General features: G+C 44.3%; 8 protein-coding genes. 1 reads left to right on the forward strand and 7 read right to left on the reverse strand.

Features of this window, described 5'->3' with window-relative positions:
- Window positions 1–51: 51 nt before the first annotated feature.
- The 7 genes from ACFQV5_RS09545 to ACFQV5_RS09575 all read right to left on the reverse strand — a co-directional run bounded on the left by ACFQV5_RS09545 (window position 52) and on the right by ACFQV5_RS09575 (window position 11,880).
- On the reverse strand, window positions 52–4,416 hold the full coding sequence (locus ACFQV5_RS09545; RefSeq protein ID WP_379246038.1) for a glycosyl hydrolase: 4,365 nt from the start codon (window positions 4,414–4,416) through the stop codon (window positions 52–54).
- An 89-nt stretch (window positions 4,417–4,505) separates the two neighbouring features.
- Complete coding sequence (locus ACFQV5_RS09550; protein ID WP_379246040.1) at window positions 4,506–6,590, reverse strand: methyl-accepting chemotaxis protein; 2,085 nt, start codon at window positions 6,588–6,590, stop codon at window positions 4,506–4,508.
- A gap of 37 nt (window positions 6,591–6,627) precedes the next feature.
- Window positions 6,628–7,584, reverse strand: a complete 957-nt coding sequence (locus ACFQV5_RS09555; RefSeq protein WP_379246042.1) for an acetylxylan esterase — start codon at window positions 7,582–7,584, stop codon at window positions 6,628–6,630.
- Window positions 7,585–7,664: 80 nt separating this feature from the next.
- Window positions 7,665–8,687, reverse strand: coding sequence for a glycoside hydrolase family 130 protein (locus tag ACFQV5_RS09560; protein WP_379246044.1), 1,023 nt, complete (start codon window positions 8,685–8,687; stop codon window positions 7,665–7,667).
- Window positions 8,688–8,723: 36 nt separating this feature from the next.
- Complete coding sequence (locus ACFQV5_RS09565) at window positions 8,724–9,557, reverse strand: carbohydrate ABC transporter permease (RefSeq protein WP_379246046.1); 834 nt, start codon at window positions 9,555–9,557, stop codon at window positions 8,724–8,726.
- A 3-nt stretch (window positions 9,558–9,560) separates the two neighbouring features.
- Window positions 9,561–10,436, reverse strand: a complete 876-nt coding sequence (locus tag ACFQV5_RS09570) for a carbohydrate ABC transporter permease (RefSeq protein ID WP_379246048.1) — start codon at window positions 10,434–10,436, stop codon at window positions 9,561–9,563.
- 103 nt (window positions 10,437–10,539) lie between these two features.
- The gene (locus tag ACFQV5_RS09575; protein WP_379246050.1) at window positions 10,540–11,880 is read right to left on the reverse strand and encodes an ABC transporter substrate-binding protein; all 1,341 of its coding nucleotides are present in this window, start codon (window positions 11,878–11,880) and stop codon (window positions 10,540–10,542) included.
- A 236-nt stretch (window positions 11,881–12,116) separates the two neighbouring features.
- Here ACFQV5_RS09575 and ACFQV5_RS09580 point away from each other — a divergent pair, with 236 nt between their 5' ends.
- Window positions 12,117–13,157 carry a substrate-binding domain-containing protein gene (locus ACFQV5_RS09580; protein ID WP_379246052.1) on the forward strand — a complete coding sequence of 347 codons (1,041 nt, stop codon included), beginning with the start codon at window positions 12,117–12,119 and terminating at the stop codon, window positions 13,155–13,157.
- The last annotated feature ends 42 nt before the right edge of the window (window positions 13,158–13,199 follow it).

The raw sequence follows: 13,199 nt of genomic DNA on the forward strand, positions 1-13,199 counted from the left end.
TCTACAAATTATACTGATTGGTAACGGTCAACTGTCATGAGTTAAAGTTCCTTACTCATTAGCTGCATTTAAAGTTATGTTCTTCAGATGCAGTTTAGCGGTTCCTCCGTCATTACTGATCCCCTCGATCTTGATGCCAATGACTTTGATATCCTTCAGATCAGATCCTTTTGCTCCCTCTTCCTGGAACGCTTCCGGCAAGGAGATAGACAACGTTTTGTAGCCACTTGAGTCGATGTCTAGCATATCGCTGTCAACCCAGACCCAGTCTCCGCTTTTTATGAAAAGACGAGCTTTCGCGGTTCCTGTGCTTAGCTTTACGTCTGCTGAAATACTCGACAGACCTGTCAGATTTAACCCGGAAGGTGTTTTTACAAGCTCGAATTCTTCATTTGATGCACCATTCGGCTTGTTTCCTGTACTGATTAATGAAAATTCGACACGAAGTGTCCCCTCTCCATTGTCAAATACCGGATCCTTCGCTGCAGCAGTGTTGTTTGCTATCTTCCAGCCATCCATATCCGAAACGGACTTGAACTCGTACAGAACACCTGGTTCTGTACCTCCCTGTCCTCCGCTGTTATCCGGAAGGTCAGGAATACTATCATCGTGCACAGCTCGAATATCGTCAAAGTGCAGAACCCCTTGATGACTGCCCTGGTCCATAGCATTGATATAAATATTAAAGTTCGTTACTTTACTTAGACTTTCCTTAGAAACCGGCCCGCCTGAGCTCCAAGGTGCCACAACGAACTCACTAAATGGAATCGTCAACTCATACTCCTTCGAAGATTCCAGTACCGGGTAAGCTTCATAAGCAGTGCCGTTCATGTTGATTTGGATAACCAGCTTGAGCGGTTTGCCCTCTTTAGCATACGCGTTACCATTGTCTGTTGTTACCCACATATGAAGCGCGTTGCTATCCGACCAATCTACTGTGCCGAGGCTTTTGCCTATGCCCGTATAACCGGCCGTGTTGATTCCATACTCTAGCTGCATCCCGTAATCACCGGAAAGCTTCTGATCCGGGCTAAGGGATATGCTCACATCATCGCCGCCTGCTTTCGGATATTTAGCCGCTAGAGCATCACTTGATCCACCGTAGGATTCAAAGTCGTCTACCAGGCTTGTATCAAGAATCGGTGCTGTGTAGGCATTATACAAGCCGATTTGATCAATATAGATGGAAACTGGGCTCTCAGCCTGTAAACCACTGCCCACCAGAGAGATCGCTAGACCGGTTGCCTTGGATGCAGCTATGGCATCATCCAATTCGATGACAGGCTCGTATTTGTAATAAGTAGCTCCTGAAACCGTCACCTGCTCCAATTCCGCCAACGTTTTCTTCGTATCAGTACCGTATTTATGTTCCTCAGTTCCCGGATACATGGCAACCGCCTGAATCGCTGCCCCCTCGCTTGCAAGTGATGCTGGAATCAGCGCCGACAGCTTGAGCCGCTTGACCGTGGTCAAGTTGACTCCTTCCAATGCTTTGTCAGTTAGCTGAAGCTTTAATTCCTGCCATGTCTCATCAGCAGTTAAACCTTCTGAGACCTGAAGCTCAAGCTTCCCATCTCCGCCTAACTTGCTATGATTCAGAGCCATCTCAATACCATCAGGATAAGTGCCGTTACTCTCGATCATCTCCAAACTTTCAGCCGTATCGAAGGTAAACTGCTTTACTTCAACCTCACGCACCTTCACAAATACAGATATCGTTTGCTCTAGTAGCGTTCCACCAGCCAGATATGCACGTACCTTAATCTCAGCGGACTTACCGTTCAACTCCGCCTCCGGTATCCAAGGCGCCGAATAATAACCGTCGTTATCCAGAGTCATGTCAGCCTCAGGTCCATTCTGACCGATGCTGTAAGTAACCTTTGTCGGAGCTGTATGAAGTACTTTTGCTCTGATTACGGTAGGTGATTCGCTTGCCGTACCAATATTGGTTGGAGTCACGATATGCATAAACGGCTGCTCGGAAGCTGAGTTCACTGATCTTCCGTAGACGTTTTTCCCTTTTAACTCTTCTACAAATGAAGTATAAGGGTCATTATAAAAGTTGATGAAGTCCTCTAGCAATTCATGACTGCCCTTTCCTTCAACATCCTTATACGGAACGAAGAGATTGTTGCCTTCACCGAAGTTAGCCCACGTCAGCATATAGGCAATTCTCTTGGCATCCGGATCACTCTTAATGGCATCTGTAATTTTAGTGAACCACTCTTTTTCATTGTTACCCGTAGTCTCCATTCCTTGAGCACTATAGCCATACTCTGAAAAAGTAGCAATTTTCGCTTTTTTGTCCGCCAGCAAGGAGATCATTTTCAAATCCTTGACTAATCCGTTCAGGAACGCTTCACTTCCGGCATTATCCTTGTTGTCATACTGGTCCATGCCCAGAATATCAACAAACTCATCACCCGGATAAGTGGTCAAATACTGGCTTTCATTTCCGTTGAATGAACCGTTCGGCGAGTAAACATACAGGAAGTTACGTACATTTTTGACGTCACGTAAATACTCGACAGTATAACGGTATAATTCAACGTATTCACTCTTCGTGGTCGTTGCTGCTCCCCACCAGAACCAGCTTCCGTTCTGCTCATGGAACGGACGGAATAGAACAGGAATTAACTTACCGTCATCGTCTTTCAACTGGTTAGCAAAAGAAGCAATCCGGTCCAGGTATTCCCGAAACGCTGCATTCTTGTCTCCGCCAGGTAAAATACGGGTTACGACTGACTGCTCCGCACCAGGCGTATTACTGGTATCATTGAAGTCGCCTCCGGTTGCAAAATTGTATGGATGCGTACTTAAAGTTACGATTCCGCCCAGCTCATAGGCATGCTTCATCGCTGCCGACAATCCGAGGCGACTCGCTTCATAATTCCCTTCAACTCCTGGAGGAGTCTCATGCCCATCCAAGCTGAGCGTATCCCAACCGAATACTGCTGGATAATCACCAACCGAATTCTTCACATCGGAGATAACATTGCCCTGATCATCCTTCCCGGCAAAAGAAACGGTAGTATCATGCTGGTGGCCGAACAACACGGCTTTGCCACGCGTTTCATTCAGGAATGCAAACAAAGACTTCGTTTCAGCTGTTGCCTTGGAATCCACCAAATTTACAGCGGTGACACCAGGAGTCCCCGTATCAGTTCCCGAATTTCCTGAACCATCCGATCCTCCCGTTCCACCTGACCCGGCTGATCCACCTGACCCGCCACTACCAGAGCCAGCATTGCCAGATCCGCCTCCTGCCGAAGGAGTAACCGCTTCGAGCTTGCCATCCTTAAAAGCATAGACTCCGCCTTTAATTACAGCCTGACCATTAACGCTAACATCGCTGGCCTGTACAGTTATTTCTCCAGCCGCCCCCCGAATGTCCAGCGCCGAGCCAGCAGCACCGCTGCCAATCAATAAGCTAGAGAGTGCAGAACCTTTCTCCAACACGAGATCGGTCGCTGTATTTACAGAAGTTTCGCCGAATGTTGATGTCCCAGACACAACGACGCGAATCTTACCTTCAGCCCGTTGAACAATAACCTTTGAAAGGCTAGAGTCTGTAATATGTATAGATTGTTGACCACCCCCTGATACATACGTAGTTCCTTTAACCGTCACATGATCCAGGCTCGCGTCACCGTCTGCAATGCCTGGAGCCAAGTATAGATTTCCGGAAATCGTAGTATCTTTCAGGGCCACACCGCTTTGATTAATAATGACATTTCCTTCAAGCGATCCATTCGTGGTAGCGCCTGTCTTATTGTAGATCTGTGCCACCAAGCGATCGATAACCTTCACCAGCTCGGCTCGTGTCATATTTTCAGTAGGGCGGAACGTACCATCTGGATAGCCGGAGATAACGTCACTTAGCGCTGTAACCGCGTCACGAGCATAGTCACTGATTTTGGATTCATCAGTAAAAGGAAGTTTATTGTATGCGCTATCATTTTTCAGTGTAAATGCCTTTGCAATTAAGCTAGCGACATCCTGCCTTGTAACTTGCTCTGTTGCTTTGGACAAGTTTCCAGGGAACCCTTCATAATATCCCGCTTTCTTAGCGATGCTTAAAGCTTCTGCATACCAAGCAGAGTCAGAAATATCCGAAAATTTGATATCCGACTTATCATAGAAGGCAAAGAGACGGTTAATTATAGTCACTAACTCGGCTCGAGTTATCTTTTGGTTAGGACGGAAGGAACCATCGCTATATCCCTGAACCACCCCATGGCCAATCCATTTATCAATACTTGCCTGAGCCCAGTGAGCTCTGCTCTCATGCTCTGCCCCCTGCTGTGTTGATGCTCCAACAAGAACAGTACTTGCTTGCAACGAAGCAGGGAAAGTAAGCGATGCAGATAAGACAATAGCTAAAAGTGCAGTCGTTTTCTTTTTGAATTTGCTCATATTCTTCACCTCTGATTACGATTTTCTCTTCCTAATTACATGAGTCACTAATCGGATAAGCTTTACTCACCTCCTTTCAATCTTCTTTCTTATAGTTTGAACAACGTAAGCTTCTCTTTGAGGTGAGCTGAAGCGAGCTCCAGTTTTCCTGACAACTCAACCAATAGATGACTGACATCTTGCAGTTCTCCACTAAGAGAAGCTACTTCTTCCGAAGTCACGGAAGACTGCTGCGCCACGGCACTTACGCTTACCATAGCTTCTGTAAGCACGGACTGAGAGTTGTTTAACTGGTCAATCGATGCGGTGACAGATTCCAAACGCTCGATAAAACTCTGCATCTGTTCTTGCACAGAGTAGAAAATTCCGTTCGTTTCCTTCACGGCATCCCTTTGTCCGATGAATAACGGCGTCACCTCAGATAAAACAGCAACTGTCTCATTCATCTCACTCATAATTTCATCTGCAATCCCGGTAACCATGTCGATAGACTGGTTGGACTGATTGGCCAATCCGCGTATTTCATCGGCAACAACCATAAAGCCCTTTCCAGCCGTTCCGGCTCTTGCAGCTTCAATCGCAGCGTTTAATGACAAAATATTCGTTTGCTTGGTGATATTCTGCATCACTTGCAAAATTTTAAGGACAGAAAAAGTTGTTTCTTTCAGACCATTCACGCGTGTAACAAGCGCTCCTATTTGTTGACCTGTATGATCGGTCTTCAGTTCCAGTGCATCCAGCCGCTCAATACCGTGTCCACTGGAATGGCCCACATTTATAGCCGCATCTTCCATCTGACGGTTCACTTCAATAAACTGATGGATTTGCATGGACATACGATCTGCTAAATCGTTGCCTTTGTCTGCTCTCCCAGCGAGATCTGAAGCTCCACTCGCAATCTGTTCTGTCGCTGCGGCGATTTCTTTAGCGGAGTCGGCTGTCCTACGCGATGCTTCACTCAGTTCCTGTGCAGTTTCCAGCACCTCTATCGCCGTCTGATTTGTCTGATGGACAAGTCCGGTAATCTGCCCCATCATCTCGTTAAATGAGATGGATAAGTCACCGATCTCGTCCCTGCTCCGCTCTTCCATTCTGACCTTTAGATTCCCTTTAGAAGCTTCATTCATGAGACCCTTCATCTTCACGAGAGGGCCGGCAATGGTTCTAGCCATCCAGATCCCAATGGCAATAGCAATTAAGGTAACAATCAGTACGGACAAATATGTAGTCAGCAAAATCTTATTCGCATCCTTCATCAATTCATCCAATGGAATGACACTCATCAGCTTCCACTTGGCTGCGCCTAATGTGCTGTAAACGGTCAGAACTTCATTTCCGGACGTATCTTTCCCCTCGAAACTGCCTTTCTCCAACTCAGCCTGCATATCACTCAGAACCTGACCATATCCGTCTTGTCCTTCATCAGAGGATGTGGCAATTAGTCTCTGACTGGGTGAAACGAGCTGGACCACTGATTTCCCATCCATATTTATTTTTTTTAATTCCTCGGTCAGGATAGAGCTTTTTATATCAGCGACGATTACATAGCTTTTCCCTGCCTGCCCCGGTAGTGCTTTTGCAAGCCGGAACAGCGTTGATGGACCGGCTTCTTCCGTACTGCCATCATCCGACATCCAAAGCGACTGCTTAGCATCCATCGCCTCTGTAAACCAGGCAGCTTGCCTTACATCTCTCAGAAATTCATCACTTACCATCCCACTCGTCATATTCGGCATAACGTCAACCTGAGGAATCAAGGCAACACCAACAACTCCGGAGTTCGAGAACACCCAGTTGCCCAGAGCTTCTGTCAACTTTTGTTTGATGACGATATGCTGGCTAGCGTCCGTACTTTCCAGTGATCCTCGCCTGACCAAATCCTGTACTTCTTTACTAAAAAGAGATGGTTGAAGCGAATCTTCATAACGTTTGAGGACAAGTTCCAGCTTTTCCGCCGTCTGATTCACCGTTTGCTGATTGCTAACCGTGGCATTGTTTTGAATCGTGCTTTTCGACATTTGATACGAAATCAGTCCTAAACTAAACACAAAGACAAGCGTGGAAAGAAAATAGATAATAAAAAGACGGGCCCCAACAGATTTAGACGGATGAACTCTCATATGCTTAAGCTGTGTAAGGGCATTTTTTTTCTCTACTTTAGAAATATCCTTCATTTTGCTCCCCCTGTAGCCATGCTCTCACGAGCCCTGATTACAGCTTCAAGACCTCCTGTAATACACGGTCGCTCAAATAAGGCAAATATTCATGACCATATTCATGGTAAACGACAAGTTCTTTCTCAGACTTTATCTTGTTATAAGTAGCAAACTGCGTATATGGCGGGCACACCGAATCAGCTAATCCCGTAGCGAACACCACTTTTGCCTGAATACGGTCCGCGAGATTCTGGATATCAATATAGCCCAGCTTATGGAACACTTCTTCCTGCCGCGTGTGCAGCGGATCCATAAATCGAAAATAGTATGCAATCTCCTCGTAGGCCGAAGTCATAATATCCATTTCCCAAGCTTTCTTGTAATCGCTCAAGAATGGGTAGACTGGTATTGCAAGCTTGACTGACGGTTCCAGCGCTGCACAGGCAACAGTCAAAGCGCCGCCTTGAGAGCAGCCGTGAACAGAAATTTTGTCCTCGTCAACCTGTGACATAGACTTTAAGATCCGGACGGTGTGCACTAAATCAAGAAATACATTACGGTAATACAGCTTGTCTGGATCTTCTTCATCAATCCCACGGATAATATGACCCTTAAGAGTCGTTCCCTTCGCGGTCAGGTTATCCTGAGAAAGTCCACCCTGTCCGCGGCAATCCATGGCGATTACAGTGATTCCATGGGCTGCATAGGTTACCTTATCAAACCAGTCTCCGCTTCCAGAATGATATCCGTGAAACAGTGCCAGACCCGGTCCTTTCCCATCAGAATGCCTAGGCTTAACATACTTCGCATGTACTCTCGCACCACCGACACCGGTAAAATACAGATGGTAACACGCTGCAAGCGGGGTCTGAAAATCAGCTTCCACCAATTCATAATCCATCGGCTGTGCATCTAATTCCTTAATTGCTCTATCCCAATACAGATCAAAATCCTTAGGTTTGGGACTAATTCCTGCGTATTTCAGCAGATCCTCAACTTTATCGTTAGCCATGTTGTTCCTCCTAAATGACGAAACGGATAACCCGTCTGCTGATTATCCGTTTCTATGGGTATTCGTTTTCTTTTCGTAGATTACATAATTCCAATCTCGGCGTCGTCGCCTACTTCTTCATGTGTTGCTTTCACATAATCCACGATCTCCTGAACTGTGGTGTAAGCAACTCCCACATAAGTATCAGCGGCGCCGTAGTATATTGCGATTCTTCCGGTTTCAGCGTCAGTTAAGGCAGCGCAAGGGAATACAACGTTCGCTACAAACCCGCGTTCCTCATACCATTCTTCCGGTGTAAGCACATACGTACTTGAGCGGTATTTCACTTTAGACGGCTCATCTTTGTCCAGAATCACTGCCCCCATGCTGTACACAAGACCATTACATGTTCCGGTCACGCCGTGATAGAACATCAACCAACCCTCAGAAGTCTCAATCGGTGCAGGACCTCCGCCAATTTTTACGGATTGCCACCAGCCTTGACCTCCCTTGGTCATTACATGGCGATGTTTTCCCCAATATACGAAGTCCGGGCTTTCGCTAAGAAACACATCTCCAAATGGCGTATGACCGCTATCACTCGGACGGGAGAGCATAACAAAGTTGCCGTTAATCTTCTTCGGAAACAGTACACCATTACGGTTAAATGGTAGAAATGGATTTTCCAGACGAACAAAGGTTTTGAAATCCGTTGTTTTCGCCACTCCGATGGAAGCCCCATAAAAATCGGTACACCAAATGATGTAATATGTATCCTCAACCTTTACGAGACGAGGATCATATGCGTAGTTAGGCTGGAACGGCTCACCTTGTTCATTTACAAAGGGAATTCGTTCTTCCTCGATTGTCCAGTTCAGTCCATCCTCACTGCGTCCCATATGCAGATGCGGGCGTCCATTGATGGTCTCCGCACGGAATACACCTATATATTCACCTTCATAAGGAACGACCGCACTATTAAAAATCCTAGCGATTCCTTTAGCGGGATTTCGCTTTACAACCGGATTTTCACTATGTCTCCACACGGGCCCTACAGCGCCCTCCGGTTTGTTTTGCCAAGGAATATTCGGCAGGTTATCCCCAATAATTTTAACTGTTGCCATGATGTAATCTCCTTCCAAAAATGCAAGTATGGTTTTCTATTTAACAGAACCCTGTGCAAAACCGTTATAGATGTATTTCTGCAGCGATAAGAAAATAATTAAAATCGGAATAATCGTAATCATAATACCAGCGCATATGACTTCCCACTGGGAGCCATAAGGGCCTTTAAATTTAAAGAGTGCCGTCGAAAGAACTTGTAAGTCTTCACTTGGCATATAGAGAAATGGCGTATAGAAGTCATTGTAAATATTGACGCCCTTTACGATGATCACGGTAACAATCGCAGGTGCAAGCAGCGGCAAAATGATTTTCCAGTAAATCGTAAAATACGATGCCCCATCCAACATGGCGGATTCATCCAAAGATTCTGAAATGGAATCCAGAAACTGCATAAAAATGTACACCGCTATAATATCTGTACCGAGATAGAGCAAAATAGGTGCAAACCGAGTATCAACCAAGTCAAAGAAATTAATGATACGGAAAGTGGCGACCTGAGTTGTTACACTCGGAATCAAGGTAGCAAGCAAAAAGGCTCCCATCAGAAGCTTATTGCCTCGAAACTTGAAACGATTTAGCACAAACGCAATCATGGAACCGATCAACGTAGCGCCAACAATAGAAACTACAAGGATAATAAGCGTGTTTCCAAAGCCGAGCAGCATTTTTCCGTTGACAAAGGCTTTCGTATAGTTGGCGAAGTTAAACCAGTTCTCCGGAAGTGTTAAAGGACCCGTAGTGCTGTATTCCTCATTTGTCTTAAATGAAGCAAAGAACACTACAAGAATCGGAATAAGTGCTGCAAACGCACCTAAGAGCAAAGTGCCATATTTAAAAACATTCGCCGCGGTATATTTAAGTCTGTACATGGTTTACTTCTCCTCCTTGATGAACAAGCGTTGCAGCAAGGTTACAATGATGACAATCAAGAGCAGCACAACAGCCATAGCAGATGCAAGACCAAGCTTGTTGTACTTAAACGCGGTGTTCACGGTCTGGATAACAAAAGTGTTACTTCCGTTGGAACCACCGGTCATGATATATGGAATATCGAACGCACTAATCGCGCCGCTTATGGCCAAAATCATATTTAACTGTACAATTTTCTTAATGCTTGGGATGATAATATGGCGGAATTGGTGCCAGCGGTTGGCTCCATCAATTTCAGCAGCTTCATAAATGTCCTTACCGATTGAGGAGATCGCTCCCAAAAAGATAATGAAGTTGAACCCCATGTATCTCCACAAAGATGCGCCTGCCAGCGAGACGTTAATAATATTCGGATTTAGTAACCAGCCCTGTGTAAAATTCCCGAGTCCCAGGACTTGCATTAAAGTGTCGAGTGTACCATCCGGTCTGAAGAAAAATAAGAAGATAAAACCAATTGCAACACCATTAAGAAGATAAGGGAAGAACATAACCCCTTTAAAAAAGTTTTTGAGGCGAGCATTAAAGCTTAGAATCGTAGCAAAGTACAATGCCAGACCCATTTGAACAAAAGAACCTAAAAAATAGTACAAGCTGACTTTAAATACAGTGAAATATTTAGAATCGGTAAATATGGTTTTATAATTCTCTAATCCCACATAGGAATAGTCCGGACTGTATCCATTCCAATCTGTAAAACTGTATTTGAACATATTAAAGACGGGTAAATACGCAAAAGTAATTAATAGAGCTACCGGTATCAGCGAAAAGGCGAAAATAATGATCTTCCGCTGCGTTTTATAACTTAGGTTCTTGAACACCACTCACACCTCCAAGGACTTGCTGCTCTAAGCTTTTCTCTCTTTTTTTATATAAGAGAAACGCACTTTCCGTGCGTTTCTCTTATGTTTGCTTTAATGCCTATTACTGTACAACTTTCGCGCGAGATTTCACCCAGTCGTCGTTCAAGTCTTTCATAATATCATCGTAAGATTCATTCAGGTTTCCGATTGCAGCTTCAATGATGCGTTTTTTGAATTCTGGCTGCCAAAGTCCGATTTCTGCATCCTTATCGATCTTATCAACCCAACCTTCTTGACCCGCCTGTGCAGGCGTCTGCAGTTCGAACTTCACATCTGTACCTTCGAATTGTTTCAGTGTTTCAGGAAGCGCAGCGCCTACAACCGGACTCATACCGCCAGCTTGTTCTGTTGGATAGCCGGATTCTTTAATAAACCAGTCAATCCATGCTCTTGCAGCTTCTTTGTTTTTACTGTTTTTATTGATACCAAGCGTATAATCATCAGCCAGTGGCATAATCACTTCGCTAGCATTCGTAGGGAATGGCATGTAAGCAATGTCATCTTTGTTTGGAGCCAAGTCTTGAACTTGACCGATAGCCCAGGAACCAAGAACCATAGCACCGATTTTGCCGTTTGCCATATCTGCTTTGGAAGCTTCCCAGTTTGTAGTGGTAGGGTCTGGCTCGATCAAGCCTTGTTTTGCAGCATCATACATAACTTTGTAAAGCTCATAATGCGGCTTTCCTGGAACAAAGTTCTCATCTGTATTCGGTTGGTCAATGTTAACGTAATCAACACTGCCCGCAACCGTAGTTAATACAGCCTCCCATTGTGTCAAAGGCCAGCCGTCTGCATAGTTCGTGTAAAGCGGAATTGCGTTCCCTTTATCTTTAATAGCCTGCAAAGCAGCCAAGAATTCATCTGGAGTTTTTGGAGCTGTAGTTATGCCAGCTTCATCAAAAACCTTCTTGTTATAAAGGATCCCCGAGAAGTTAACAGCTGTAGGAATACCGTATGCCTTTCCATCAACAGCTCTCTCTTCCAGACCGATATACTCCTTGCTCATTTCAGCCAGGTCACCAAGTGGTTCAAAGAATTGAGCCGTATCAGCGAGTGGGATACTTGTTGGAATAAGAAGAACGTCACCATAGTCAGTGGAGTTCATACGAACCATAATCTGACCTTCATAGTCAGATAATGCTTGGAAATTAACTTTAACATCAGGATACGTTTTGTTAAATTCAGCAGCGTACTCCTTAAATACCGTATCTACGATATCTGTTCTCTGCGTAATAACGGTAATCTCACCAGACGGACCTTTCTCTGTCTCTTTCTGGTTATTCTCTGTGTTGTTTTCTGTGTTGTTTGCAGAAGAACTGTCGTTCTTAGGACTACAAGCAGCAAGCATTGTAAACACTAATATTAAAGCCATAAAACTAATTAACTTATTACTTCTCTTCATTCCCTTACCCCCTAATGAAAAATAAAGTTATCGATAAACTACTTCTTAATTCTATTTTGTATGCGTTTTCCTGTCAACAATTAAATTTATTTAGTTTATAAAAATAACTAATTAATTAAGTTAATTATGTGTTTTGGATATATATATCCTTTATATTATTTAGTTATAAATGTATACTGTATTTAGTATTCAAGAAGCTGATTCGGCATTAAGTTACAGGATGGTGAACGAAGTTAATGAAAAGCAATATTACGATGAAAGACATCGCAAATAAAGTTGGGGTTAGCAGTGTAACCGTATCTAAAGCACTTAACGATAAAGAAGGTGTAAGCGACAATTTAAAACTAAAAATCAAAAAAGTCGCCGTTGAGATGGGATACCGTATGAATTCAGCTGCTAAATCCATCAAAGATGGCCTCTCATATAACATTGGAGTACTCATTCCACAGCGGTTTACTGGAATGAACGACTCCTTCTACCTACGGGTATACCAGCAAATAGCCATCCATCTGGATCATTACGGCTATTTTGGAATACTTACTCTACTAAGTGCAGAGGATGAAGAGAAGTTAAGCTTTCCGAGAGTATATAGCGAGAGCAAAGTCGATGGGATTATCGTACTGGGCCAAGTCAGCAAAGAGTATATTGAAACGATTAAGAACATGGATTTGCCCAAGATATTTCTCGATTTCTATGATGAGCATGCGGAAATTGATTCGATTATAACGGACAACTTTTACGGTGCGTACGAAATAACCAACTACTTAATTCGACATGGACACCGTGATATCGCATATGTAGGTAATATTTATGCTACTAGCAGTATTCAGGATCGTTTCCTCGGTTACTATAAATCCCTACTAGAACATGGACTTACCTTCGAAGAACGTCTTCTGTTAAATGACCGTGACGAACGCGGAGCGTTTATTGATATCCAGTTGCCGGACAAAATGCCGACTGCCTTCGTCTGCAACTGCGATCAGGTAGCTTTCAACCTGTACGAGCAGTTATCATCGCTAGGCTATCAAGTGCCAACCGATTGTTCTGTGGTAGGATTTGATAACGACGTTTATGCCACATTAACCTCACCTCCTCTAACTACAGTCGAGGTGGATATCGATCAGATGGCTCGAACAGCTGTTAAATCCATTATGGAGAAGATATCAAATCCGAATCGTAGAAACGGCAGAGTACTAGTTCAAGGCAAGATTATATATAGGGAATCGGTGCAACAGCTGGATTCTCCGTCTGAAAATTCGGATAATTCTCAAGCCTAATCACCTAGCAAACTTTCAACCAACCTAACCGCCTTTCATAGG

The organism is Paenibacillus sp. GCM10028914 (assembly GCF_042666275.1).
In the GTDB taxonomy this organism is placed as follows: Bacteria; Bacillota; Bacilli; order Paenibacillales; family Paenibacillaceae; genus Paenibacillus_AQ.

Coding starts and splice junctions, on each gene's coding strand:
- ACFQV5_RS09545 (WP_379246038.1), bottom strand. CDS start 4,416: ATGAGCAAATTCAAAAAGAAAACGACTGCACTTTTAGCTATTGTCTTA.
- ACFQV5_RS09550 (WP_379246040.1), bottom strand. CDS start 6,590: ATGAAGGATATTTCTAAAGTAGAGAAAAAAAATGCCCTTACACAGCTT.
- ACFQV5_RS09555 (WP_379246042.1), bottom strand. CDS start 7,584: ATGGCTAACGATAAAGTTGAGGATCTGCTGAAATACGCAGGAATTAGT.
- ACFQV5_RS09560 (WP_379246044.1), bottom strand. CDS start 8,687: ATGGCAACAGTTAAAATTATTGGGGATAACCTGCCGAATATTCCTTGG.
- ACFQV5_RS09565 (WP_379246046.1), bottom strand. CDS start 9,557: ATGTACAGACTTAAATATACCGCGGCGAATGTTTTTAAATATGGCACT.
- ACFQV5_RS09575 (WP_379246050.1), bottom strand. CDS start 11,880: ATGAAGAGAAGTAATAAGTTAATTAGTTTTATGGCTTTAATATTAGTG.
- ACFQV5_RS09580 (WP_379246052.1), top strand. CDS start 12,117: ATGAAAAGCAATATTACGATGAAAGACATCGCAAATAAAGTTGGGGTT.